We start from the raw sequence: 24,576 nt of genomic DNA on the forward strand, positions 1-24,576 counted from the left end.
TCCAATGTTCGATGATAGTGTCTTGATGATTACGGGTGGAACAGGATCCTTCGGGAATGCGGTTCTCAACCGCTTCCTGCATACGGGTGTTCGTGAGATCCGAATCTTCAGTCGAGATGAGAAGAAGCAAGAGGATATGCGCATCGCGCTTAATAATGACAAGCTTAAGTTCTATATCGGCGATGTGCGTAATGAATGCAGTATTGCGCAGGCCATGAAGGGGGTTGACTACGTGTTCCACGCGGCCGCACTTAAGCAAGTGCCGTCCTGCGAGTTCTATCCCATGGAAGCGGTTCGGACCAATGTTATTGGTACAGAAAATGTCTTGAATGCGGCGGCCGCTAACGGTGTGCAACGCGTGGTGGTGCTTAGCACCGACAAGGCGGTCTATCCAATCAACGCCATGGGCATTTCCAAAGCAATGGCGGAGAAAGTTACGGTGGCCCGATCGCGCATGCAGCGCAAGGGTGAAACGGTATTCTGCGCTACCCGCTACGGGAACGTGATGGCCTCTAGGGGATCCGTGATTCCGCTGTTCGTTTCACAAATCAAAGCCGGCAAGCCTCTGACGGTAACCGATCCGAACATGACTCGATTCCTGATGTCACTCGAAGATTCGGTGGACCTTGTTCTCTATGCGTACGCTAACGCAGAGCAAGGCGATATCTTCGTTCAGAAAGCACCTGCATCAACGGTGGGAGATCTTGCCCAAGCGTTACAGGAGTTGTTTGATCGTCATGTTGGTGTCCGTGTGATCGGCACGCGCCATGGCGAAAAGCTTTACGAATCGCTGATTTCGCGCGAAGAAATGGCTCACGCTCGCGATCTAGGCGGCTATTACCGAATTCCGGCAGACAATCGAGATCTGAATTACGCGAAGTACTTCAGCGAAGGTGAAGAAGAAATCTCTCGTCTGGACGATTACACTTCTCATAGTACTACACGGTTGAACGTATCTCAGGTCAAGGAACTGCTGCTAAAATTAGACTACATCAAGGATGAGTTGAATGCTTAAGGTCATGACTATTGTCGGCACTAGGCCGGAGCTCATCAAGATGAGTAGGGTGATTGCTGAATTCGATCGCCACACTCAGCATGTGCTGGTGCACACGGGGCAAAACTACGACTATGAACTGAATCAGGTTTTTTTCGATGATCTTGAGATCCGCAAGCCTGACCACTTTCTGGAGGCCGTGGGCGATAGTGCGGCACAAACCATTGCAAGGGTGATTGAGAAAGCCGATGAGGTTTTGGCCACAGAGCAGCCGGACGCCGTGATGCTGTACGGCGACACCAACTCCTGCTTGGCAGTTGTTGCGGCAAAACGGCGGAAGGTGCCGGTATTTCACATGGAGGCGGGCAACCGCTGCTTTGACCAGCGCGTGCCCGAAGAGCTCAATCGCAAGGTGTTGGACCACCTGAGCGACATCAACTTGGTGCTGACCGAGCACGCCAGACGCTACCTCATTGCGGAGGGGATCCGGTCTGAAACCATCATCAAGACCGGATCGCACATGCGTGAGGTGCTGGATCACTACATGCCCAAGATCCAGGCCTCTGACGTACTCCAACGCATGCAGCTGTTGCGGGGGCGCTACTTCATTGTCAGCGCACACCGCGAGGAGAATGTGGACTCAGAGGAGAACCTTCGGGACTTGCTGCAAACGCTGAATGCACTGGCCGAGGCTTACGACGTGCCTGTGATCGTTTCGACTCACCCGAGAACCCGCAAGCGGCTGGATGCCCTGTCGGGAGTGGAGCCAGATTCCAGAATTCAGTTCATGAAGCCATTTAGCTTCTGTGACTACATCCGCCTGCAAATGGAAGGTCTCTGCGTCATTTCTGACAGCGGAACGATCACCGAAGAAGCGTCGCTCCTGAATCTGCCCGCCATCACGATTCGCAATGCCCACGAGCGCCCTGAAGGCATGGATGCCGGGACGCTGATCATGGCGGGTCTGAAGAAGGATCGTGTGCTGGATGCGGTTCGGATCACAGTGGCTCAACACACTCATGAGAAAGCCTCCGTTCGCCCGGTGCAGGATTACGAGAACCCTTCAGTCTCCAAGCAGGTGCTTCGTATTGTGGAAAGCTACACCGATTACGTTAACAGAACGGTGTGGCATACGGCTTCATAGACCCATGGGGCGAGATGACGGATGGACACTGGTAACAGGCGCAAACGGATTCGTCGGTTCGGCGCTGATGGGGCGGCTGCAGGCGGAAGGTCTGCAGCCCCTTGGCACGTGTCGCGGCACCTCGTTGAATGAGCGTTGCGTTGCTGCGCCACCACTCGAAGCCGGCGGTGATTGGTCTGGTCTGCTGAAGGGTGTTGATACGGTGGTGCATACCGCTGCGCGGGTTCATGTGATGCGGGACACTTCATCGAACCCGTTGGACGCGTTCCGCGCTGTGAATGTGACAGGCAGCCTGAACCTTGCGCGCCAGGCCGAGTCCGCGGGGGTAAAAAGGTTTGTGTTTATCAGCTCCGTGAAGGTCAACGGCGAAGAGACTCGCCACGGACGACCCTTCGCCGCCGGGAACGATCCGGCGCCCGAGGACGCCTACGGCATCTCGAAGGCCGAGGCGGAAGCAGGACTCAGGGCCATCTCGGCGGAAACCGGCATGGAGCTCGTCATCATTCGGCCGCCCCTGGTGTATGGGCCAGGCGTCAAAGGCAATTTCGCTGCGATGATGCGTGCGGTGGCGCACGGACTGCCCTTGCCTTTCGGCGCAGTGACCGACAGCCGCCGTAGCCTGGTTGGACTGGATAACCTGGTGGACCTGATTGTGACCTGCATCGATCATCCGGCGGCAGCCAACCAGACTTTTCTGGTGAGCGACAATGAGGACCTGTCGACCGCCAATCTGCTGAGGCGTCTTGGCGCTGCCATGGGCAAGGGGGCACGCTTGCTCAACGTCCCACCGGCCCTTTTGAGTGCCGCTGCTGCAATGATCGGCAAGCGCGCCATCGCCCAGCGCCTGCTCGGCAATCTCCAGGTGGACATCAGCCACACCTGCAGGACGCTGGGCTGGAAGCCGCCCATCTCGGTGGACGAAGGGTTGCGGCGCACTGTGCAAGGTGGAATACGATGATCCGGTTTTTCGACATACTGTTTTCCGCACTCGGTTTGTTGCTCGGTTGGCCAGTGCTGGCGGTGATTGCGCTGATCGGCCTGTGGGACACCGGCTCGCCGCTGTTCTGTCAGCAGCGAGTCGGACGCTTTCAGCAGCCGTTCATGCTGGTCAAGTTCCGCACGATGCGCCCCGGCACGGCATCGGTGGCCACGCACCTGGCGAGCGCCAGCGCCATCACGCCATTCGGCCGCTTCCTGCGCCGTACGAAGCTCGACGAGTTACCTCAGTTGTGGAACGTGCTGAAAGGCGAGATGAGCCTGGTCGGGCCGCGGCCGTGCCTCTTCAACCAGCACGAGTTGATCGAGGAGCGTGCGCGGCGCGGCGTCTTCGATGCGCGTCCGGGAATTACCGGGCTGGCTCAGGTCAATGAAATCGACATGTCAACACCGAAGTTGCTGGCCGAGACGGATGCGCGCATGCTGCGCTCCCTGAACACGGCGGTCTATTTCCGCTACATCCTCCTGACAGTGACCGGCAAGGGGGCCGGCGACCGGGTTCGTTCTTGAGACCCTCACGTTCTTCATGATCACTCGCCACGCGCGATCGACGCTCGTTTTTCTCTTCGACCTGCTGGCTGCCATCGCTGCGTGGCTCGGAGGTTTCCTGCTGCGCTTCAACTTGGAATGGCCGGTGCATTACGAGAGCAAGCTGCTGGTGGCTGGCGCGATGCTCTTGTTCATACATGCCATCGGATGCAGGGTCGCGGGCCTATACCGCGGCATGTGGGTTTTCGCCAGCCTGCCCGACCTGAAGCGGGTCCTGAAAGCGGTAGCCCTCTCCGCGCTCGCGCTGACCATTCTGATCGCACTCGACCGCGGCACCCCCGCGCTACCGCGGTCGATGATCGTGCTTTACCCGATGCTGTTATTGATGATCATGGGCGGCGGGCGCGCGGCCTGGCGCATGTGGAAGGAGCACCGCCTGTACGGCGATCTGGTTGCGGCAGGCAAGCCGGTGATTGTGGTCGGCGCAGGCAGTGGCGGGGCCATGCTGGTTCGGGAGCTCGAGCGAAGCCCCGATTGGCGCGTCGTGGCGATGGTCGATGACAATCGCGACAAGTGGGGTCTTGAACTGAATGGTCACCCCGTCGCGGGTGGCATCCACACTCTACCGGCCGTGCTCAAGGAGTACCGCGCTAATCACGTCATTCTCGCAATGCCGTCAGCGGCGTCGGACGCCCTGAAGCATGCGACCGATCTCGCGGTACGGGCGGGTGCGCATGTGTTCACCGTGCCGGGGATCGAGGACCTCATGAACGGCAAGGTGGCGATCAACGCCATGCGTCCGGTCGATATTGAGGACTTGCTGGGCCGGGACCCTGTGCACATCGACACCGCACACGTCCACCACATGATTACCGGCAAGACCGTGCTGATCACCGGCGCCGGCGGTTCAATCGGCAGCGAACTCTGTCGCCAGCTCGCCCGCTTCGCACCGGCGCGGCTGGTGCTGGTGGAGACGAGCGAGTTCGCGCTGTACAACATCGAGCAGTGGTTCCGCATCCACAAGCCCGAAACGCAGATCGTGCCGCTGGCCGGTGACGTGAAGGACGCGGCGCGACTCGAGGAGATCTTCGCCAACTGGAAGCCGCAACTGGTCTTCCACGCCGCCGCCTACAAGCACGTGCCGCTCATGGAGGTCGGCAACGCCTGGCAGGCAGTGCGCAACAACGTGCTCGGCACGCTGCTGGTGGCAGCGCACGCGCAGCGCCACGGCGCCGAGCGCTTCGTGCTGATCTCCACCGACAAGGCGGTGAACCCCACCAACGTGATGGGCGCCACCAAACGCCTCGCCGAGATGGCCTGCGAGGCACTGCACAGTTCGGGCAAGGGCGGCACGCAGATGGAGATGGTGCGCTTCGGCAACGTTCTGGGCAGCACCGGAAGCGTGATCCCCAAGTTCGCCGAACAGATCGCCCGCGGCGGGCCGGTGACGGTGACCCACCCGGAAATCAACCGCTACTTCATGTCCATCCCCGAGGCAGCGCAGCTGGTACTACAGGCTGCGGCCATGGGCCATGGCGGCGAGATCTTCGTGCTTGACATGGGCGAGCCGGTGAAGATCGTCGACCTCGCGCGCAACATGATCCGGCTGTCGGGCTATACGGAAGACGAGATCCGCATCGAGTTCACCGGGCTACGGCCGGGCGAGAAGCTGTACGAGGAGTTGCTGGCGGATGCGGAGGAAACGCGCGAGACACCGCACCCCAAGCTGCGCATCGCGCGCTCGCGTCCGGTGGCCGAGACCTTCCTGGACGAGTTGGGCACCTGGCTGTCGCAGACGGGGCCGGTGAGCGATGATGAGGTGCGCGAGGGTCTGAAGCGCTGGGTGCCGGAGTATGAACCCGCGAGGCATTGAGACGACGCGGTCGCAAGCAGGAACAGTGCTACACCGGCCGACGTGCCCTACAATACCCTTGTTTCTCATTAGGCAACATTCGTTTCTTTTTTGAAAACATACGCCCCCGCCTCCGACCTGCTCTTCCCAAACCAGTACCGGCGCAAGGTGTTGGGACTGTTGCTCATGCGGCCCGACCAGCAGATTCATTTACGCGAGCTTGCAAGGATGATCGGGGCCGCACCGGGAACACTGAAGAAGGAGCTGGATGCGCTTTGCGAAGCGGATTTGCTGCGTGCCGAGCGCACCGGCAACCAAGTGCGGTTCTGTGCAAACACCGAACATCCCGTATTCCCCGAGTTGCAGGCCTTGATCAGAAAGACGATAGGTCTTGCCGACACCCTGAGGCTGAGCTTGGCCCCGCTCGCCGACCGGATCGACGCAGCCTTCATCTTCGGCTCCATGGCCAGCGGAACTGAAAACGCCAGTAGCGACATCGACCTCATGGTGGTCGGCAATGCCAGCTTCGCCGAAATCGTCGATGCGACCTACGAGGCACAACTCGCGCTAGGGCGCGAGATCAATCCCAAGGTGATGAGCACGCGCGAGTGGCAGACGAAGAAGGCCGAGCGCAACGCCTTCCTTCAGGACGTGCTGCACAAGCCCCGGATCATGCTGATCGGAAACGCCGATGCCCTCTGACGCTGCTCTCGAAAACCTCGCCCGCATCGGTCAGCTGGACAAGGTGCCGTTCTCGCAGGATCTGATGACCAGGATGCTGGCGACCGCACGAAGCAGACTGACTGATGCCCAACGCAACGAGAACAGCACGGAGACCCGCTTCGACTGCGCTTACACTGCGATTCGTGCGATCGCGGACGCAGCATTGCTGGCGCACGGTTACCGGACCTCTACGAGCAAGCCCGGACACCACCAGACGACGATTCAGTGCTTGACGCACACGCTCGGCGTGAGCGTTGGCATCGTGCGGGTACTCGATGCGCTCAGGAAACAGCGAAACCTCAGCGACTACGATGGCGAATCGATCACCGAACAAGCCCTGACGGAGTGCATCGATCAAGCATTGCGCCTGCAGGAGCTCGCTGTGGCGAAGCTCCCTGGTGCTGGGACGTGACTCGAAGGTAAAAATGATGCACTTCGACAACGTACTCTTGAGGAAGCCCGGGGACCGCCCCCGATTTGCCCCTGCGCCTTGCTAAAGACTTTAAAAAGACTATATTCAGTCTCATCTAATCGCCCGGATGGCAGCCATGCGCTACTCGACGCAAGTCAAACCGATCAGCTACCTCAAGGCCCATGCGGCCGAGGTGCTGGTTCAACTAGCCGAATGCCGGGAGCCCTTGGTGATCACCCAGAACGGTGAAGCCAAGGCGGTATTGCAGGACGTGGCAACGTTCGAGGAAACGCAAGAGACCTTGGCCCTTCTGAAGCTCTTGGCGCTGGGCAACCAGGAGGTCACGGCAGGCAAGGTCAGACCAGCGACCGAGGTCATTTCCCGCCTGCGCTCGAAGCGAGCCAGCGCGGAGTGAGGGAGTCGTCCTCCACGTTCGAGGTTTTGCTCACCGAAGGCGCCGAGCAGGACCTCGAGTCGATCTACGACTACATCGCCCAGTTCGACTGTGCAGCGAGCGCTGACTACGTACTCGACCAGCTTGGCAGCGTCATCGAAAGCTTGACGAAGTTTCCAGAGCGCGGCAGCTATCCCAAGGAGTTGCTCGCGCTCGGCATCAAGGAGTACCGACAGACCTCGTTCAAGCCGTACCGGGTGATCTACCGCGTCATAGGCAGGCAGGTGGTGGTCTACGTGATCGCCGATGGTCGGCGCGACATGCAGACGGTGCTTACGCGAAGACTGCTCAGGGGCGGCGAGCTGCGCTGAAGCGCAGCTGAAAAGCCATCTGCTCGAAACCAGGAATATGACCTCATGACCCGCAAAGGCATCATCCTCGCCGGCGGCTCCGGCACCCGGCTCCACCCGGCCACGCTGGCCATCAGCAAGCAGTTGCTGCCGGTGTTCGACAAGCCGATGATCTACTACCCGCTCAGCACCCTGATGCTGGCGGGTATCCGGGACATCCTCATCATCTCCACGCCGCAGGACACGCCGCGCTTCCAGCAGTTGCTGGGGGACGGCGCGCAATGGGGCTTGTCGCTGCAGTACGCCGTACAAGCCTCGCCGGACGGCCTGGCGCAGGCCTTCCTGATCGGCGAATCCTTCCTGGCGGGCGGCGACTGTGCGCTGGTGCTCGGGGACAACATCTTCTACGGCCACGACCTGCATCGCCTGCTCGACAGCGCGATGGCCCAGCGGGACGGCGCCACCGTGTTCGCGTATCACGTTCAGGACGCCGAGCGCTATGGCGTTCTCGAGTTCGATGCGCGGGACCGCGTACTGTCGATCGAGGAAAAGCCGGCCCAGCCGAAATCAAACTATGCGGTAACGGGGCTCTACTTCTACGACGGCTCGGTGGTCGATCGCGCAAAGCGCCTGCGCCCCTCGGCACGGGGCGAACTGGAGATCACCGACCTCAACCGTCTTTATCTGGACGACGGCGCGCTGCAGGTCGAGATCATGGGGCGCGGCTACGCGTGGCTGGATACCGGAACGCATGAATCCCTGCTCGACGCGAGCCAGTTCATCGCCACGCTGGAACGCCGCCAAGGGCTCAAGGTGGCCTGCCCGGAAGAGCTCGCCTACCGCCAGGGCTGGATCGACGCAACGCAGCTCGAACGCCTGGCCCTGCCTCTGGCCAGGAACGGCTACGGCCAATACCTGCTCCGTCTGCTGACCGAGCGGCCCTACTGATGCAGGCCACACGACTCGCGATCCCGGATGTGATCCTGCTCGAACCCAGGGTATTCGGCGACGATCGCGGCTTCTTCATGGAGACCTTCAACCATCGCGACTTCGAGGCCGCCACCGGCTTGCATCCCGACTTCGTGCAGGACAACCATTCACGCTCGCAGCGAGGCGTGCTGCGCGGCCTGCACTACCAGATCCGGCAGCCGCAGGGGAAGCTGGTACGGGTCGTGGGCGGTGAGATCTTCGATGTGGCCGTCGATCTGCGGCGGCGTTCCCCAACATTCGGCCGCTGGCTGGGCTGTGTGCTTTCTGCGGACAACAAGCGGCAAATGTGGATCCCCGAGGGCTTCGCGCACGGCTTTCTCGTGCTCAGCGAATCCGCCGACGTGCTCTACAAGGCAACGGACTACTACGCCCCGGCGCATGAACGCTGCCTGGCGTGGAACGACCCGAGCGTCGGCATCGAGTGGCCACTGGAAGGCATCCAGCCCCTGCTGTCCGCCAAGGATCAAGGCGGCCTTCCATTGGCCGACTGCGACACCTTCGACTGAGACCGGCCTGGCGCATTGCCCCGCCGGCCACGCGGAGAGCTCAGCCGCCCTCGCGGATCCGCTCGATCAGCCCGGTCGTCGAATGCCCTTCGACGAAGCCCAGCACCTTCACCTCACCACCCGCGCGTCGCACGCATTCGCCGCCCGCGATCTGATCCGGTGTGTAGTCTCCGCCCTTGACCAGCAGGTCGGGGAGCACTGCGCAGATCAGGCGCTCGGGCGTGTCCTCGGCGAAGGGCACGACCCAGTCCACGCAGCCCAGCGCGACCAGCATGCGCAGGCGGTGGGCCAGCGCATTGACCGGGCGACTGTCGCCCTTGAGGCGGCGCACCGAGTCGTCGTCATTCACCGCGACGATCAGGCGGTCGCCAAGGGCGCGAGCCTGTTCCAGGTACTCGATGTGACCGGGATGCAGGATGTCGAAGCAGCCGTTGGTCATCACGACCCGTTCGCCGGCCTGGCGCGCGGCGCGCACGGTCTCGATCGCCTGCGCCTCGGTCAACACACCCGCGGACGAATCGGTGTTCGCCACCGCGTCGGCAAGGTGGGCATCGACGTGGGCGCACCACATGTGGCCGACCATGATGTGGCATTCCTGGATGTGCGCCGTCTCGGCCACGCCGACCGTCACCGCCAGGTCCACCAGTTCGCGCAGCTTGCCGCCATCGCGGCCGAGCAGGCCGACGACCTGCACGCCACGCTTCCGCGCCGCTTCGACCGCGGCGATGACGTTGGGACTGTTGCCGCTGGTGGAGATGCCGACCAGCACGTCGCCCGACTGGCCGAGGGCCTCGACCTGGCGCGCGAAGACGTCGTTGAAGCCGTAGTCGTTGCCGACCGCGGTGAGGATGGAGGTGTCGGTGGTCAGCGCGATGGCCGGCAGGCCGCGACGCTCGGCGACGAAACGGCCGACCAGTTCGGCAGCGATGTGCTGCGCGTCGGCCGCGCTGCCGCCATTGCCGCACAGCAGGACCTTGTTGCCACGGTTGATCGCGGCGCTGATGCGTTGCGCCGCAGCCTCGACCGCCGGCTCGATGGCACGCAAAGCGGCGACGGCGGCGAGGTGCTTGTCGATGTAGTCGGAGATGGCGCTCATGCGGTGTCTCGCAGTTTGCCTTCGCTCGTGGGGAGCGCAGGCGTTCAAGTCGGTCGGGATGCTAGCACGCCGGATTTGCGGAGGCGGCTATCGGGGCCATTGCTGCGGCCGGCTCAGTGCGCCTGCAGTGTGCGCCCTCAGTGGGCTTCATCCCAGTTGTCCCCCGCCCCCACCTCCACCAGCAGCGGCACCTTGAGGTCTGCCACGCCGCCCATCAGCCTGGGCAGCTCGGCGCGGATCGTGTCGAGCTCGGCCTTCGGCACCTCCAGCACCAGTTCGTCGTGCACCTGCAGCACCAGCTTCGACTTCAGCCCCGAGCCCGCCAGCCAGTCGCTCACCGCGATCATCGCCTTCTTGATCAGGTCGGCGGCCGTACCCTGCATCGGCGCGTTGATCGCCGCGCGCTCGGCGGCCTGGCGGCGGCCGGCCTGGCTGGCGCGGATGTCGGGCAGGTAGAGGCGGCGGCCGAACACGGTCTCGACGAAGCCCTGCTCGCGCGCCTCGACGCGGGTGCGCTCCATGTAGTCGGCAACGCCGGGGTAGCGCGCGAAGTAGCGGTCGATCCAGCCCTGCGCCGCGGCGCGCTCGATGCCGAGGTTCTTCGCCAGGCCGTGCGCGCTCATGCCGTAGATGAGGCCGAAGTTGATCACCTTGGCGTAGCGGCGCTGTTCGCTGGTGACCTCCGCCGGCGGCACGCCGAAGACTTCGCCGGCAGTGGCGCGGTGCACGTCCTCGCCGTGGGCGAAGGCTTCGAGCAGGCGGGCGTCGCCCGACAGGTGGGCCATGATGCGCAACTCGATCTGCGAGTAGTCGGCCGATACGATGAAGTGGTCCTTGGGCGCGATGAAGGCGGCGCGGATGCGGCGGCCTTCCGGCGTGCGGATCGGAATGTTCTGCAGGTTGGGCTCGGAGCTCGAAAGCCGGCCGGTGACGGCGGTGGCCTGCGAGAAGCTGGTATGCACCCGGCCGGTCTTCGGATTGACCATGCGTGGCAGCTTGTCGGCGTAGGTGCTCTTGAGCTTCGACAGGCTGCGGTGTTCGAGCAGCAGCTTGGGCAGCGGGTAGTCCTCGGCAAGCTTCTCCAGCACCTCCTCGTCGGTGGAGGGCTGGCCGGTGGCGGTCTTCTTGACCACCGGCAGGCCGAGCTTGCCGAACAGGATCTCGCCGAGCTGCTTGGGCGAACCGAGGTTGAAGGGCTGGCCAGCGAGGTCATGGGCCTCGCGCTCCAGCTCGTGCAGGCGGCGGCCGAGTTCCTCGGAATGCTGGCTGAGCAGGAAAGGGTCGATGAGCACCCCGGTGCGCTCCATCTGCTGCAGCACCGACAACACCGGCAGCTCGATGTCGCGGTACAGCGCAGCAAGCTGCGGCGTGGCTTCGAGCTGCGGCCACAGGTGCTCGTGCAGGCGCAGGGTCACATCCGCGTCCTCGGCGGCGTACTCGGTGGCGCGGTCGATGGCGACCTCGTCGAAGCCGATCTGCTTGGCGCCCTTGCCGCAGACCTCGGTATAGGGGAGTGTCGTCAGCCCGAGGTGGCGCTTGGCGAGCGAATCCATGTCGTGCGGCTTGTCGGACTCCAGCACGTAGGATTCGAGCAGGGTGTCGTGCGCGATGCCGCGCAGCCTGATGTCATGGTTAGCGAGCACGTGGGCGTCGTACTTCAGGTTCTGGCCCAGCTTGGCATGCTGGTCCGACTCCAGCCAGGGCTTGAGCCTGTCCAGCACCTCGGCCAGCGGCAGTTGTCCAGGCACGTCAGCGCCGCGATGCGCCAGCGGCAGGTAGGCGGCTTCGCCCGCGTCGGTCGAGAAGGACATGCCGACCAGGCGCGCAGCCATCGGTTCGAGGCTGGTGGTCTCGGTGTCGAAGGCAGTGAGTTCGGCCGCCGTGATCTTCGCCAGCCAGACGTCGAAGCTGGCCCAGTCGAGAATCGAAACGTAGCCGCCGCGATGCGCCCCCGGCTCGCCCGGTGGGTCGTCGGCCACCTCGGCCACCTCGGCCGGCTCGGCGGCGAAGCGGCGGCTGTCGGTCGCCGCCTTCGACGCCGCGACGCTCGCCGCGCCGCCGTCCAGGTCCTTGAGCCAGCCGCGAAACTCGAAGCGCTCGTACAGCGCGCGCAGCGCCGCCTTGTCGTCGTCGCGCGCCGGCAGCTCGTCCAGTGCCACGGGCAGTTCGACGTCGGTCGCCACCGTCACCAGCCTGCGCCCCAGCGGCAGGAAGTCCAGGTGCTTGCGCAGGTTCTCGCCAACCTTGCCCCCGACCTTGTCGGCGTTAGCGACCAGGTTGTCGAGGGTGCCGTACTCGGTGAGCCACTTCACCGCGGTCTTGGGACCGCACTTCTCCACGCCGGGCACATTGTCCACCGTGTCGCCGACCAAGGCCAGGTAGTCGACGATGCGCTCCGGCGGCACGCCGAACTTCGCTTCCACGCCGGCCGCGTCCAGCACCTCCTCGCTCATCGTGTTGACCCAGCGCACCCCGGGACGCACGAGCTGGGTAAGGTCCTTGTCGCCGGTCGAGATCACGACTTCCCAGCCGCGCTCGAGCGCCTGGCGGGTCAGCGTGCCGATGACGTCGTCGGCCTCCACGCCTTCCACCGACAGCAGCGGCCAACCCTCGGCCTGCACCGCCTCGTGCAGCGGCGCGATCTGCGCGCGCAGGTCGTCGGGCATCGGCGGACGGTGCGACTTGTACTCGGGATACCAGTCGTCGCGGAAGGTCTTGCCCTTGGCGTCGAACACGCAAGCGCGGAATTCCGCCTTGTAGTCGCTTTCCAGCCGACGTAGCATCGAAAGCACTCCCCGGATCGCCCCCGTCGGCTCGCCCTGCGAATTGCGCAGGGCGGGCAGCGCATGGAAAGCGCGATAGAGATAGCTGGAGCCATCGACGAGCAGCAGGGTCGGCATGGTGAAAAATCCTTGCGGGGAAACCGCGTGGGCAAGGCCGCACTCAAACCGACATGGGCGCCCGACGCACAATCAAGAGAACAACATGACCGCGAAAGAAAAACTCCCCCGCAGCGTGCCCGACAGCACCGCACCGCGCTACAACGCGCGCGAGTCCTGGCGAATCTTCGGAATTATGGCAGAGTTCGTCGAGGCGACCGAACGCCTCGCCTCGATCCGCCCCGCCGTGTCGATCTTCGGCAGCGCACGCACGCCGCCCGACCACCTGTACTACATCCTCACCGAACAGATCGCCCGCCTGCTGTCCGATTCGGGCTTCGCCGTCATCTCCGGCGGCGGACCGGGCATCATGGAAGCGGCCAACAAGGGTGCCTATTTCGGCAAGAGTCCGTCGGTGGGTCTCAACATCCAGCTGCCGCTGGAGCAGAGCGCCAACCCCTACCAGGACATCTCGCAGACCTTCCAGCACTTCTTCGCGCGCAAGTTCATGTTCGTGAAGTTCGCCGCGGCCTATGTCGTGATGCCCGGCGGCTTCGGCACGCTCGACGAGCTGCTCGAGGCGATGACGCTGGTGCAGACGAAGAAGAGCCGCCGCATCCCGATCATCCTGGTGCATCGCCCGTTCTGGCAGGGCCTGCTCGACTGGCTGCGCGACCGCTTGGTCGCCGAAGGCATGATCAGCGCCGAGGACCTCGACCTGGTGCAGGTCATCGACAAGCCCGAGGAGGTCGTCGAGGCCATCTTCAAGCACTACGAACGCCGCGGTTTCCAGCCCCTGCCGGCCGAACACGAGATGATGCTGAACCTGTGAGCGCCGTTCCCCTTGCTGCCCCTCTGGCCGGCAGCGAGGCGCCGGCACAGCCTTGCACGGCTTAAACCGCTAGAATTACGGCATCTCCAGGAGAACACCATGCGCCGCACCCTGATCGCCCTCCTGCTGGCCGCCGCCGTCCCGGCTTTCGCCCAGCAGCCCCCTGTCCTCGAGCCCATCCCCGAGCCGCCGCCGATGCCGACCGGCGCCGAGACCGACGAGCCCGAGGTCACCATCGTCCAGCGCGGCGAGGACACCGTCACCGAGTACCGCATCCGCGGCAAGCTCTACATGGTCAAGGTCACGCCACCGCATGGCGTGCCCTACTACCTGATCGACAAGGAAGGCACCGGCCAGATGGTGCGCCACGATGGCGCGGCCGACCTCGCCGTGCCGATGTGGGTGATCAAGTCCTGGTGAGCACTCCGGTGCCGGCCCGCCTGCGCAGCTTCGCACCGGTCGCCCGCGCCGATGCGCGGGTGCTCGTGCTCGGCAGCATGCCGGGCGCCGCCTCGCTGGCTGCGGCGGAGTACTACGCCCACCCGCGCAACGCGTTCTGGCCGATCATGGGCGCGCTGTTCGGCGCCGGTCCGGCCCGGCCCTACGCCGAGCGCCTGCAGCGCCTGAGCGCGGCTGGCATCGCGCTGTGGGACGTCATCGCCGCCTGCGAACGCGACGGCAGCCTCGACAGCGCCATCGCGCCCGACAGCGTCGAGCCGAACGACTTCGCCCGCCTGTTCCGCGACTGCCCGCATATCGCCCACGTGTTCTTCAACGGCACGGCCGCCGAAACCGCCTTCCGCCGCCACGTGCGCGGCCGCATCGCCCTGCCTGCCCTGCGCCTCACCCGCCTGCCCTCGACCAGCCCGGCGCATGCCGCGCGCGGCTTCGATGCGAAGCTCGCCGCCTGGCAGGTGGTGCGCGAGGCCGCAACGGCTGCCGGTCACGCCCTCGCGGCCTGATCCCTTCCAGCGTTTCGCTCCCGGAGCCTGCATGTCCGTCTTCACCCCCGTTCCCGAACCCATCCTCGCCGACTGGCTGAAGGACTACGCCATCGGCCGGCTGGTGGAACTCAAGGGCATCTCCGCCGGCGTCCAGAACAGCAACTTTTTCGTCACCACCACGCTCGGCCGCTACGTGCTGACGCTGTTCGAAGACATGTCGCGCGCCGAGCTGCCCTACTACCTGCACCTGATGGCGCACCTCGCACGTCACGGTCTGCCGGTGCCCGGTCCGATCGCCAACCGCCACAACGAATACCTCGGCACGCTGCAGGAGCGCCCCGCCGCACTGGTCGTGCGCCTGTCGGGCGCCTCCGAGATGAACCCGGGCGTCGCGCACTGCGAAAAGGTCGGCGCCATGCTCGCCGGCCTGCACCTGGCCGGCCAGTCCTACGGCCGCCGCCAGGAGAACCCGCGCGGCGCGGGCTGGCGCAGCGCCACGGCCGCCGTCGTGCGGCCGTTCCTGCCCGCCGACGAACAGGCCCTGCTCGACGCCGAACTCGCCTTCCAGGCCAGCGTGGACATCGAATCGCTGCCCGCCGGCGCCATCCACGCCGACCTGTTCCGCGACAACGTGCTGTGGGACGACGACGATGGCACGCCGCGCATCGGCGGCGTCATCGACTTCTACTTCGCCGGCTACGACGCACTGCTGTTCGACGTCGCCGTCACCGTCAACGACTGGTGCGCCCAGCCCGACGCAGCGCTCGATCCGCAGCGCACCGCCGCCCTGCTCGAGGCCTATCACGCCGAACGCCCCTTCACCGACGCCGAGCGCGCCGCCTGGCCCGCCATGCTGCGCGCCGCCGCGCTGCGCTTCTGGCTGTCGCGCGCCGCCGACTTCCACCAGCCGCGCGCGGGCGAGATGGTGCTGGTGAAGGACCCCGACGAATACCGCGACATCCTGCGTCTGCGCGCCGCCTGCGTGCCGCCCCTGCCGCTATGAACACGCACCGGCGTCACCCGCCCCCGCCCGCCCCAGGCGACGTCGTCCCCGGCCACGCCCTGCAGTGGCTCGCCGACGGCTGGCGCCTGTTCTTGAAGGCGCCCGGCGTATGGGCCATCCAGGCGCTGATCCTGTTCGTGATCCTCGCCGCGCTCGGTGTCCTGCCCTTCCTCGGCTGGGCCGCGGCGCCCATCGCCCTGCCGGTGCTGGTCGGCGGCATGCTCGCCGGCGCGCAGGCGCTCGACCGCGGCCAGGCGCTGCGCGTGGACCACCTGTTCGAGGGCATCCGCCGCCATGCCGGCAACCTGCTGCTGGTCGGCGTCTTCCACCTGCTCGGCGCGCTGCTGGCGGCGCTGATCGCCGCGGCCATCGGCGGCAGTGCCGTGCTCACCGGCATGGTCGTCGGCGCGGTGCCCGGCGCGGGCGTGGCGGCCGGCGGCATGATGCTCGGCGTGCTCGTGTTCACCGTGCTGTGGGCGCTGCTGATGATGGCGCTGTGGTTCGCCCCTGCGCTGGTCATGCTGCACGACGTCGCCCCGCTCGACGCCATGAAGCTGTCGGCGCGTGCATGCATGCACAACCTGCTCGCCTTCCTCGTGCTCGCCACCCTGCTCTACGTGCTGGTGTGGGTGGCCATGATCCCTGCCGGGCTCGGCATGCTGGCGCTGATCCCGGTGATCGCCGGCGCGCTGTATGCGGCCTGGCGCGAGACCTTCGCGCCGGCACTGCCCGCCCTGCCGTCGCCGGACGCCCTCGTAGCCGACGCCCCTCCCGCACCGCCCCCCGGCGACGTGCCGCCCCAGACCTGAAGACCCACTCATGCAAGCAAACCAACTCCCCTCCCAGCGCGGCTGGGCCTGGCTGCGCGAAGGCCTGCAGCTGTGGCGCCGCAACCCGGCGCTGCTCACCTTCGCTGCCTTCGGCTACCTGCTCACGCTGGTCGTAATCAGCATCGTGCCGCTCATCGGTCAGCTCGCCTCTTCGCTGATCATGCCGGCGCTGTCGGTCGGCGTGCTCAACGCCTGCCGCGCCATCGACGCAGGCCGCAAGGTCGGCCCCGACGTGCTGTTCTCGGGCTTTCGCACCAACCTGCAGGCGCTCGTCACCATCGGCGGCATCTACCTCATCGGCACCCTTGTCGTGCTGTTCCTGGTCGGACTGGTCGACGACGGCACGCTGGCGCAGGCAATGCGCAGCGGCGAGATCGACGAACAGGCCGCGGCCGACTCCAACCTCGGCTTCTCGCTGCTGGTGGCGCTGCTGCTGTCGACCCCGCTGATGATGGCCTACTGGTTCGCGCCGATGCTGGCCGCGTGGTGGAAGATACCGGCCCCCAAGGCGATGTTCTTCAGCTTCTACGCCTGCCTGCGCAACTGGCGGCCCTTCCTGGCCTACGCCGTGGGGCTGCTGCTGTTCGGCGCTTTCGTCCCCGGCCTCGTCATCGGCGTCCTCGGCCTGGTGTCGCCGACACTCGCCACACTGGCTTCCTTCCCGGTGCCGCTGATCCTGATCCCGGTGCTGTTCGCCAGCTTCTTCGCCAATGCCCGCGACGTGTTCGGCCTGCCCGAGGGCAACGCCGCGCGCGTGCTGACCCCGTCCGACAACGATGCCACGCCCGACTGAGCAGCCGGACGGCAGCGGCCCGCTGGGCCTGCTCGGCGGCACCTTCGACCCGATCCACCTCGGCCACCTGCGGCTGGCCGAAGAGGCGCGCGAAGCACTTGGGCTGGCGCGCGTGCGCCTGATCCCCGCCGGCCAGCCGCCCCACCGCGGCGAGCCCGGCAGCACCGCCGACGACCGGCTGGCCATGGCGCGGCTCGCCGCGGCCGGCAATCCCGGCTTCGAGATCGACGATGGCGAGGTCCGCAGCGAACGCAAGAGCTATACCGTGCTCACGCTCGAACGCCTGCGCGCCGAACTCGGTCCGCAGCGTCCGCTGGTGCTGATCCTCGGTGCCGACGCCTTCGAAGGCCTGCCGGCCTGGCACCGATGGCAGGAAATCTTCGGCCTGGCGCACATCGCCGTCGCCAACCGCCCCGGCTATTCGCCGCACGCCCGCCGCTGGCCGGCCACGCTGTCGCCGGCGCTCGCCGCCGCCTGCCAGGACCGCCACGCAGCGGACCCCGCCGAGTTGCGCCACACCCCGGCCGGCCGCGTCCTGCCCTTCGACATGACCCCGCTGGCGATTTCGGCGTCGCTGATCCGCGACCTCATCGGCCACGGGCACAGCGCACGCTATTTGCTGCCCGATTCCGTTCTCGACTATATTGAAACGCATGGGCTTTACCGCTGAGGCGGTTACGAGCCCTTTTGTTTTTCACCGTATTCCCTGTTTTTTGTCCTCCCTCACCCAACCAACCGGACCTGCCCCCTCTTGATGGATACCCCCGCCCTGCAGCAGATCGTCGTTTCCGCCCTCGAAGACATCAAGGCGCGCGACATCGAAGTCATCGACACCTCGCGCCACACCCCGCTGTTCGACCGCATCATCGTCGCCAGCGCCGAGTCGAACCGCCAGACCCGCGCCCTCGCGCGCAACGTGCATGACAAGGTGCGCGAGGCCGGCGCCGACGTGATCAGCATCGAAGGCGAGGAAACCGGCGAGTGGGTGCTGGTCGACCTCGGCAGCATCGTCGTCCACATCATGCAGCCAGCGGTGCGCAGCTACTACCGGCTGGAAGAGCTGTGGAACACCACCCCTGCCTCGCGCAAGCCGGCTCACGCCGCCGCGGGCGAGTGAGTTGAAGCTGTTCGTCGTCGCCGTCGGCCATCGCATGCCCGCCTGGGTCGAGGCCGGCTTCGACGAGTTCGCGCGCCGCATGCCGCGCGAGCTGCCGCTGCAACTGGTCGAGGTGAAGGCCGAGCCGCGCACCAGCGGCAAGACGGTGGACGCGATGATGGCGGCCGAGGCCGCGCGCATCGAGGCGGCCCTGCCGCCGCGCTGCCGCCGCGTCATCCTCGACGAGCGCGGCGCCGACCTCTCCACCGTGGCGCTTTCGCGCCGGCTCGAGGCCTGGCAGGGCGAAGGCCAGGACGTCGCGCTGATCGTCGGCGGCCCCGACGGTCTGTCGCCCGGCTTCAAGGCCACGGCGCACGAGGCGATCCGCCTCTCCAGCCTGACCCTGCCGCACGCCCTGGTGCGCCCGCTGCTGGCCGAGGCGCTGTATCGCGCGTGGACGGTGCTGCGCAATCACCCCTATCATCGCGAATAAATATCCCTTGCTGCCAACGCACCGATGAGCCTGCGCATCTACCTTGCCTCCAAGAGCCCACGCCGGCGTGAACTGCTGCGCCAGATCGGCGTGCAGTTCGATGTCCTGACCTTCCGCGGCGGCGAGCGCGGCGAAGACCCGGACGTCGACGAAACGCCGATCCCCGGCGAAGCCGTCGAGCACTACGTCGAACGCCTGGCACTGACCAAGGCCGACGCCGGGGTGCGCCGCATCCATTGGCGCAAGATGCTGCGCCGCCCGGTGCTGGCGGCGGACACCACGCTCGAACTCGACGGCGAAATCATCGGCAAGCCGGTCGATGCCGCCGATGCCCAGGCCATCCTGCGCAGGCTGTCGGGTCGCAGCCACCGCGTGCTGACCGCACTGGCCGTCAGCGACGGGCAGCGCACCCGCAGCAGACTGGCGGTGAGCACGGTGAAGTTCCGCGAACTGTCGGACAGCGAGATCCGCCTGTATGTCGCCAGCGGCGAACCCATGGACAAGGCAGGCGCCTACGGCATCCAGGGCAAGGCGGCGATCTTCATCGAGGAGATCCACGGCAGCTACTCGGGAATCATGGGCCTGCCGCTGTTCGAAACCGCGCAACTGCTCGAAGGCTTCGGCTATTCTTTCTAGCCTGCGCGCGATGAGCCATGCGCAAGGGCGGCCCGCATCGCGAGACGGGCCGCCCTTGCGCATTTCCCATTGACGCAGGCTTTCATGAGCACCGAATTCCTCATCAACTTCACCCCGCAGGAGACGCGGGTCGCGATCATCGAGCAAGGCGTGGTGCAGGAGCTCCATGTCGAACGCACCGCCAGCCGCGGTATCGTCGGCAACGTGTATCTGGGCAAGGTGGTGCGCGTGCTGCCCGGCATGCAGTCGGCCTTCATCGACATCGGCCTCGAGCGTACCGCCTTCCTGCACGTGGCCGACATCTGGAGCGACCGCCAGAACGGCGAGCCGGCCCGGCCGATCGAGCGAATCCTGGCCGAGGGCCAGAGCCTGATGGTGCAGGTGCTGAAGGATCCGATCGGCACCAAGGGCGCGCGCCTGTCGACACAGATCAGTCTGGCCGGCCGGCTGCTGGTCTATCTGCCGCAGGAAAGGCACATCGGCATCTCGCAGCGTATCGAGGACGAGGCCGAGCGCGAGGCCCTGCGCGGCCGCCTGACGGCGCTGGTGCCCGAGGACGAAGCCGGCGGCTTCATCGTGCGCACGATGGCGGAGTCCGCGTCGGACGAGGAGCTCGCGGCCGACATCGGGTATCTGCGCAAGCTATGGCGCGAGGTCCAGAACAGCAGCACCGGGCTGCTGCCGCCCCAGTTGCTGCACGAAGACCTCAGCCTCGGCCAGCGCGCGCTGCGCGACATCGCCAACGAGGAGACCGCACGCATCCGGGTCGACTCGCGGGAGAACTACCAGAAGCTCACCGCGTTCGCGCAGGAATACACCCCCAAGGTGCTGCCGCTGCTCGAGCACTACAGCGGCGAGCGGCCGCTGTTCGAGCTCTACAACGTCGAGGAGGAGATCCAGAAGGCGCTGGCACGGCGCGTGGACCTCAAGTCCGGCGGCTACCTCATCATCGACCAGACCGAGGCGATGACCACCGTCGACGTGAATACCGGCGGCTTCGTCGGTGCGCGCAACTTCGACGACACCATCTTCAAGACCAACCTCGAAGCCACCCAGACCATCGCCCGCCAGCTGCGGCTGCGCAACCTGGGCGGCATCATCATCATCGACTTCATCGACATGGAGAACGCCGAGCACCGCGAGATGGTGCTGGACGAGTTCCGCAAGGCCTTGTCGCGCGACCACACCAAGATGAGCATCAACGGCTTCACCGCGCTGGGCCTGGTCGAGATGACGAGGAAGCGCACGCGTGAATCGCTGGCGCACCTGCTGTGCGAGCCCTGTCCCACCTGTGGTGGTCGCGGCGAGGTGAAAACTGCGCGCACCGTGGCCTACGAGGTGCTGCGCGAGCTGCTGCGCGAGGCGCGCCAGTTCAACGCCCGCGAGTTCCGCGTGCTCGCCGCGCCGGACGTGATCGACCTCTTCCTCGACGAGGAGAGCCAGTCGCTCGCGATGCTGTCGGATTTCATCGACAAGAAGATCTCGCTGCACGCCGAGGCCAGCTACACGCAGGAACAGTACGACATCGTGCTGCTGTAAGCGCCCAGTCCCCGGATCCGTTTCCATGCCCGCCCAGAAACCGGCCGAGCCGCAACCCGACGCGTTCGGCAGCCCGCTGGGCCGCTACTTCGCCGCCACCCGCCCGGCCTTCCTGTCGGTGACGCTGGTCGCCTGCCTGATCGGGCTCGCCTCGGCCTGGCGCAGCGGTCTTGCGCCGGACCCGGCCACCGCCGTGGTGACGGTGCTGTTCGCACTCGTCGCGCATGCGGCCGGCAACGTCATCAACGACTATCACGACGCCATGAGCGGAGCCGACGACGCCAACAGCGGGCGTCTGTTTCCGTTCACCGGTGGCAGCCGCTTCATCCAGAACGGCGTGCTCGGCCTGCGCCAGACCGCCCTGCTCGGCTACGGCCTGCTGGCGGCGGTGGTGCCCGCGGGGCTATGGTTGAGCTGGCAGGCCGGACCGGGCCTGGTGCTGATCGGGCTGGCGGGCCTGGTGCTGGGCTGGGCGTACTCGGCGCCACCGCTCAAGCTCGTCAGCCGCGGACTGGGCGAGCTGGTGATCGCCGCCTGCTGGCTGCTGGTGGTGGTTGGCACGGATTACGTGCAGCGCGGCGCCTTCGATGCACTGCCCTTCGTCGCCGGCCTGTCTTACGCGTTGCTGGTAGCCAACCTGCTGTTCATCAACCAGTTTCCCGACCATGCCGGCGACGCGGCAGCCGGCAAGCGCACCCTGGTCGTGCTGCTCGGCCCGCAGGTGGCGAAATGGGGCTACCTGCTGATCGCGATCCTCGCTTACGGCTGGCTCGTGGCGATGGTCGGCAACGACACCCTGCCGCAGAAGACCGCCGCTGCTGCGATGACGCTGGTCCTGTCCTTCTCCGCCGGACGCGACTTGCTGGAATACGCCTCGGAGCCGGCGGAACTCGTGCCCGCGATCAGGCGCACCATCCTCGCGACCAACCTCCACGGCCTGATCCTCGCCGGCGCACTGGCGTTCGGCTGAGCGTCACGGCGCCCGCGAGCGCTTGCAGGAAGCCGCAGTCACCGGCCTGACGCGTCGTCTTCCCTCTCCACCGCAGACAGCCCGCCCGAAAGTCCGGGCAAGCCCTCGCCCCGAAGCTGCTTGATCGTGCGTGAAACGGTTTCGATCGTCAGGCCCGTGATCTCCGCAATATCCCGGAGACGGGGCAGGACCTGGCCGGCCCGGGCACGCCGGCCGACGACGCCAGAACTCATGATCGAGAACAGGCGGGCGACGCGCTCGGTGGCGCGTCCGGTACGCAGCGCCAGAATGTCGGCGAAGCGCTGCTCTGCGCGCGCGAGCGCCTTCAACAAACCCTCGTGTCCGGGACGCTCGCCGTACTCGTTCCACGGAATGAGCGTGCAATCGGAAAGTGCGCGCGCCGTGAAGGTATAGCGTTCGAGCAACAGCGTTTCGGCGCCGATGATGTCCCCGACGACGGCAAGGCTGGCAAGGGCGTCGTGACCGTCTCCATCCAGCCCACGGTCTAGACGGACCGTCCCGGCGACCACCCGCCACGCGCCACCCTTCTCTCCCGCCTGATAGATGGAAAAACCGCGCGGGAAATGCCTGGGCGTGTTCACGACCAGGTCCGAAAGATCCCCGTCCATCCCAAACCCGTCGGATCCGCTGAATTCCACCATCCTGCGCTGCTCCATGCCACGGCGAGGCTCGAGCGGCCTCACGAGGGACGAGATTCTCCGCGTATCGCCCGTTTAGGCAAGGCCATTCACACGAACAGCCGCGCGATCTGTCCCGAAGTTGATCCATGTCAAACAACTGGCCGCGGTGCTTCGTGCGGACGAAACTACCTCGCCTCCACCACCCGGGAATCAGCCCCATGACCCTTATGGAACGTGGCCTGTTGCGTCATCTCACCCTCGCCATCGTGATCAAGCTGGCGCTGATCACCGCGCTGTGGTGGGCGTTCATCCGCGACGCGAAGGTGGCGGTCGACGCCGGCGCGATGGCCGCGCAGGCGCTCGCCCCGGCCAGCGTAAAACAACACACGACATCTGGAGAAACCCATGGTCAGTGAGCAACTCGTCGACCTGTCGCGGCTGCAGTTCGCCGCCACGGCGATGTACCACTTCCTCTTCGTGCCGCTCACGCTCGGCATGGTGTGGATGCTGGTCATCATGGAAAGCGTCTATGTCATGACCGGCAAGACGATCTACAAGGACATGACCCGCTTCTGGGGCAAGCTCTTCGGCATCAACTTCGCGCTGGGCGTCACCACCGGCATCACGCTGGAGTTCCAGTTCGGCACCAACTGGGCCTACTACTCGCACTACGTGGGCGACATCTTCGGCGCACCGCTGGCGATCGAGGGGCTGATGGCCTTCTTTCTCGAATCGACCTTCATCGGCCTGTTCTTCTTCGGCTGGGACCGCCTGTCGCGCCAGCAGCACCTGCTGGTGACGATCCTGATGGCGGTGGGCACCAACCTGTCGGCGCTGTGGATCCTGATCGCCAACGGCTGGATGCAGAACCCGGTGGGTTCCGAGTTCAGTTTTGAAACCATGCGCATGGAGCTCACCGACTTCTGGGCGGTGGTGTTCAACCCGGTGGCGCAGGGCAAGTTCGTGCATACGGTGTCGGCGGGCTACGTGACCGGCGCGATGTTCGTGCTGTCGATCTCGGCCTGGTCCCTGCTGCGCGGGCGCGACGTGGAGTTCGCCAAGCGCTCGTTCCGCATCGCGGCGGCCTTCGGCTTCGCCTCGATCTGCTCGGTGATCGTGCTCGGCGACGAGTCGGGCTATGCGATCGGCGAAGCGCAGCAGACCAAGCTCGCAGCGATGGAGGCGATGTGGGAGACCGAGCCGGCGCCGGCGAGCTTCAACGTCATCGCGCTGCCCAACGAAGCCGAGATGAAGAACGACTTCGCCCTCCACATTCCCTGGGTGATGGGCCTCATCGGCACGCGCTCGCTGGACAAGGAATTGCCCGGCCTCAACCAGATCTACGCACTGAACCGCGAGCGGGTGACGGTGGGCGTGGAGGCGGTGAAGCTGCTCGAGGCGCTGCGCAAGAATCCGCAGGACGCGGCGCTGCGTGAGGCCTTCGACAAGGTCAAGGCCGACCTCGGCTTCGGCCTGCTGCTCAAGAAGTACGTCGCCTCGATGGACGACGTCACGCCCGCGCTGATCGAGCGCGCCGCACGCGACACGCTGCCCAAGGTGGCGCCGCTGTTCTGGACCTTCCGCATCATGGTGGCGCTGGGCTTCGCGATGCTCGCGCTGTTCGGCCTGGCCCTGTGGTACTCGATCAAGGGCGACTTCGCCCAGCGGCCGTGGCTGCTCAGGTGGGCGCTGTGGTTCCTGCCGGTGCCCTGGCTGGCCTGCGAGATGGGCTGGTTCGTCGCCGAGTACGGCCGCCAGCCGTGGACCATCTACGGCGTGCTGCCCACCCACCTGTCGGTGTCCACGCTGACGGTGGAAAGCCTGTACGGCTCGCTCGCCGGTTTCGTCGGCTTCTACACCCTGCTGCTGATCGTCGAGATGGTCCTGATGGTGAAGTTCGCCCGCCAAGGACCGGGGAGTCTCGGCACCGGCCGCTACATGAACGAAACCCACCACGCCCACGCCTGATCCCGT

The 24,576-nt window shown here is 65.7% G+C and carries 28 protein-coding genes; 25 read left to right on the forward strand and 3 right to left on the reverse strand.

Annotation, left to right across the window (positions count from 1 at the left end; genetic code table 11):
- The first annotated feature begins 4 nt into the window (after positions 1–4).
- The 11 genes from AC731_RS13180 (at position 5) to rfbC (ending at position 8,850) form a co-directional block, all read left to right on the forward strand.
- Positions 5–1,015: a polysaccharide biosynthesis protein gene (locus AC731_RS13180; RefSeq protein ID WP_048706748.1), complete on the forward strand. Its 1,011-nt coding sequence runs from the start codon at positions 5–7 to the stop codon at positions 1,013–1,015.
- On the forward strand, positions 1,008–2,138 hold the full coding sequence (wecB, locus tag AC731_RS13185; RefSeq protein WP_048706751.1) for a non-hydrolyzing UDP-N-acetylglucosamine 2-epimerase: 1,131 nt from the start codon (positions 1,008–1,010) through the stop codon (positions 2,136–2,138). The genes AC731_RS13180 and wecB overlap by 8 nt, the downstream gene beginning before the upstream one ends.
- A 4-nt stretch (positions 2,139–2,142) precedes the next feature.
- On the forward strand, positions 2,143–3,096 hold the full coding sequence (locus AC731_RS13190) for a UDP-glucose 4-epimerase family protein (protein WP_048706753.1): 954 nt from the start codon (positions 2,143–2,145) through the stop codon (positions 3,094–3,096).
- Positions 3,093–3,644, forward strand: a complete 552-nt coding sequence (locus AC731_RS13195) for a sugar transferase (RefSeq protein ID WP_048706755.1) — start codon at positions 3,093–3,095, stop codon at positions 3,642–3,644. The genes AC731_RS13190 and AC731_RS13195 overlap by 4 nt, the downstream gene beginning before the upstream one ends.
- A 16-nt stretch (positions 3,645–3,660) precedes the next feature.
- A complete protein-coding gene (locus tag AC731_RS13200) occupies positions 3,661–5,496 on the forward strand; it encodes a polysaccharide biosynthesis protein (protein ID WP_048706758.1) in 1,836 nt (611 codons plus the stop codon).
- A gap of 90 nt (positions 5,497–5,586) precedes the next feature.
- Positions 5,587–6,177, forward strand: coding sequence for a nucleotidyltransferase domain-containing protein (locus tag AC731_RS13205; RefSeq protein ID WP_048706760.1), 591 nt, complete (start codon positions 5,587–5,589; stop codon positions 6,175–6,177).
- On the forward strand, positions 6,167–6,610 hold the full coding sequence (locus tag AC731_RS13210; RefSeq protein WP_048706763.1) for a hypothetical protein: 444 nt from the start codon (positions 6,167–6,169) through the stop codon (positions 6,608–6,610). Before AC731_RS13205 ends, AC731_RS13210 begins: the two co-directional genes overlap by 11 nt.
- Positions 6,611–6,746: 136 nt before the next feature.
- The gene (locus tag AC731_RS13215; RefSeq protein ID WP_048706766.1) at positions 6,747–7,025 is read left to right on the forward strand and encodes a type II toxin-antitoxin system Phd/YefM family antitoxin; all 279 of its coding nucleotides are present in this window, start codon (positions 6,747–6,749) and stop codon (positions 7,023–7,025) included.
- Complete coding sequence (locus AC731_RS13220) at positions 7,022–7,375, forward strand: type II toxin-antitoxin system RelE/ParE family toxin (RefSeq protein ID WP_048706768.1); 354 nt, start codon at positions 7,022–7,024, stop codon at positions 7,373–7,375. The genes AC731_RS13215 and AC731_RS13220 overlap by 4 nt, the downstream gene beginning before the upstream one ends.
- A 45-nt stretch (positions 7,376–7,420) precedes the next feature.
- Entirely contained in the window at positions 7,421–8,302 is an 882-nt protein-coding gene (gene rfbA, locus AC731_RS13225; RefSeq protein ID WP_048706770.1) for a glucose-1-phosphate thymidylyltransferase RfbA, read from the forward strand.
- On the forward strand, positions 8,302–8,850 hold the full coding sequence (rfbC, locus tag AC731_RS13230) for a dTDP-4-dehydrorhamnose 3,5-epimerase (protein WP_048706771.1): 549 nt from the start codon (positions 8,302–8,304) through the stop codon (positions 8,848–8,850). Before rfbA ends, rfbC begins: the two co-directional genes overlap by 1 nt.
- A 40-nt stretch (positions 8,851–8,890) precedes the next feature.
- Here the strand turns inward: rfbC and gmhA are convergent, their stop codons facing one another.
- Both gmhA and polA read right to left on the reverse strand, forming a co-directional pair.
- The gene (gmhA, locus tag AC731_RS20460; protein WP_048706772.1) at positions 8,891–9,946 is read right to left on the reverse strand and encodes a D-sedoheptulose 7-phosphate isomerase; all 1,056 of its coding nucleotides are present in this window, start codon (positions 9,944–9,946) and stop codon (positions 8,891–8,893) included.
- Positions 9,947–10,083: 137 nt separating this feature from the next.
- Entirely contained in the window at positions 10,084–12,846 is a 2,763-nt protein-coding gene (polA, locus tag AC731_RS13240; protein ID WP_048706773.1) for a DNA polymerase I, read from the reverse strand.
- An 85-nt stretch (positions 12,847–12,931) separates the two neighbouring features.
- Here polA and AC731_RS13245 point away from each other — a divergent pair, with 85 nt between their 5' ends.
- The 12 genes from AC731_RS13245 (at position 12,932) to AC731_RS13300 (ending at position 21,961) form a co-directional block, all read left to right on the forward strand.
- A complete protein-coding gene (locus AC731_RS13245) occupies positions 12,932–13,657 on the forward strand; it encodes an LOG family protein (RefSeq protein ID WP_048706774.1) in 726 nt (241 codons plus the stop codon).
- A 99-nt stretch (positions 13,658–13,756) separates the two neighbouring features.
- Positions 13,757–14,077, forward strand: coding sequence for a DUF2782 domain-containing protein (locus tag AC731_RS13250; RefSeq protein ID WP_048706775.1), 321 nt, complete (start codon positions 13,757–13,759; stop codon positions 14,075–14,077).
- 77 nt (positions 14,078–14,154) lie between these two features.
- Positions 14,155–14,619 carry a DNA-deoxyinosine glycosylase gene (locus AC731_RS13255; protein WP_237266640.1) on the forward strand — a complete coding sequence of 155 codons (465 nt, stop codon included), beginning with the start codon at positions 14,155–14,157 and terminating at the stop codon, positions 14,617–14,619.
- Positions 14,620–14,650: 31 nt separating this feature from the next.
- Positions 14,651–15,604, forward strand: a complete 954-nt coding sequence (locus AC731_RS13260; RefSeq protein WP_048706780.1) for a homoserine kinase — start codon at positions 14,651–14,653, stop codon at positions 15,602–15,604.
- Positions 15,601–16,413 (forward strand): BPSS1780 family membrane protein, encoded by an 813-nt coding sequence (locus AC731_RS13265; protein WP_048706782.1) that lies wholly within the window; start codon positions 15,601–15,603, stop codon positions 16,411–16,413. The genes AC731_RS13260 and AC731_RS13265 overlap by 4 nt, the downstream gene beginning before the upstream one ends.
- A gap of 10 nt (positions 16,414–16,423) precedes the next feature.
- A complete protein-coding gene (locus AC731_RS13270; RefSeq protein WP_048706783.1) occupies positions 16,424–17,227 on the forward strand; it encodes a BPSS1780 family membrane protein in 804 nt (267 codons plus the stop codon).
- Entirely contained in the window at positions 17,211–17,897 is a 687-nt protein-coding gene (gene nadD / locus AC731_RS13275) for a nicotinate-nucleotide adenylyltransferase (RefSeq protein ID WP_048706784.1), read from the forward strand. The genes AC731_RS13270 and nadD overlap by 17 nt, the downstream gene beginning before the upstream one ends.
- 84 nt (positions 17,898–17,981) lie before the next feature.
- Positions 17,982–18,344 carry a ribosome silencing factor gene (gene rsfS / locus AC731_RS13280; protein ID WP_004293110.1) on the forward strand — a complete coding sequence of 121 codons (363 nt, stop codon included), beginning with the start codon at positions 17,982–17,984 and terminating at the stop codon, positions 18,342–18,344.
- 1 nt (position 18,345) lies between these two features.
- The gene (rlmH, locus tag AC731_RS13285; RefSeq protein WP_048706786.1) at positions 18,346–18,816 is read left to right on the forward strand and encodes a 23S rRNA (pseudouridine(1915)-N(3))-methyltransferase RlmH; all 471 of its coding nucleotides are present in this window, start codon (positions 18,346–18,348) and stop codon (positions 18,814–18,816) included.
- Between the two features lie 24 nt (positions 18,817–18,840).
- Positions 18,841–19,452 carry a Maf family protein gene (locus AC731_RS13290; RefSeq protein ID WP_038012577.1) on the forward strand — a complete coding sequence of 204 codons (612 nt, stop codon included), beginning with the start codon at positions 18,841–18,843 and terminating at the stop codon, positions 19,450–19,452.
- An 84-nt stretch (positions 19,453–19,536) separates the two neighbouring features.
- Positions 19,537–20,991, forward strand: coding sequence for a ribonuclease G (gene rng, locus AC731_RS13295; RefSeq protein ID WP_048706789.1), 1,455 nt, complete (start codon positions 19,537–19,539; stop codon positions 20,989–20,991).
- Positions 20,992–21,016: 25 nt separating this feature from the next.
- Positions 21,017–21,961 carry a prenyltransferase gene (locus AC731_RS13300; RefSeq protein WP_048706791.1) on the forward strand — a complete coding sequence of 315 codons (945 nt, stop codon included), beginning with the start codon at positions 21,017–21,019 and terminating at the stop codon, positions 21,959–21,961.
- Positions 21,962–21,999: 38 nt separating this feature from the next.
- On the opposite strand, the gene AC731_RS13305 is transcribed toward AC731_RS13300, so the two are convergent.
- A complete protein-coding gene (locus tag AC731_RS13305; RefSeq protein ID WP_169800065.1) occupies positions 22,000–22,623 on the reverse strand; it encodes a Crp/Fnr family transcriptional regulator in 624 nt (207 codons plus the stop codon).
- Between the two features lie 197 nt (positions 22,624–22,820).
- On the opposite strand from AC731_RS13305, the gene cydP reads away from it, so the two are divergent.
- Positions 22,821–23,018, forward strand: coding sequence for a cytochrome oxidase putative small subunit CydP (cydP, locus tag AC731_RS13310; RefSeq protein WP_048706795.1), 198 nt, complete (start codon positions 22,821–22,823; stop codon positions 23,016–23,018).
- A complete protein-coding gene (locus tag AC731_RS13315) occupies positions 23,008–24,570 on the forward strand; it encodes a cytochrome ubiquinol oxidase subunit I (protein WP_048706797.1) in 1,563 nt (520 codons plus the stop codon). Before cydP ends, AC731_RS13315 begins: the two co-directional genes overlap by 11 nt.
- Positions 24,571–24,576: the final 6 nt, after the last annotated feature.

Origin of the sequence: Thauera humireducens (assembly GCF_001051995.2) — a bacterium.
In the GTDB taxonomy this organism is placed as follows: domain Bacteria; phylum Pseudomonadota; class Gammaproteobacteria; order Burkholderiales; family Rhodocyclaceae; genus Thauera; species Thauera humireducens.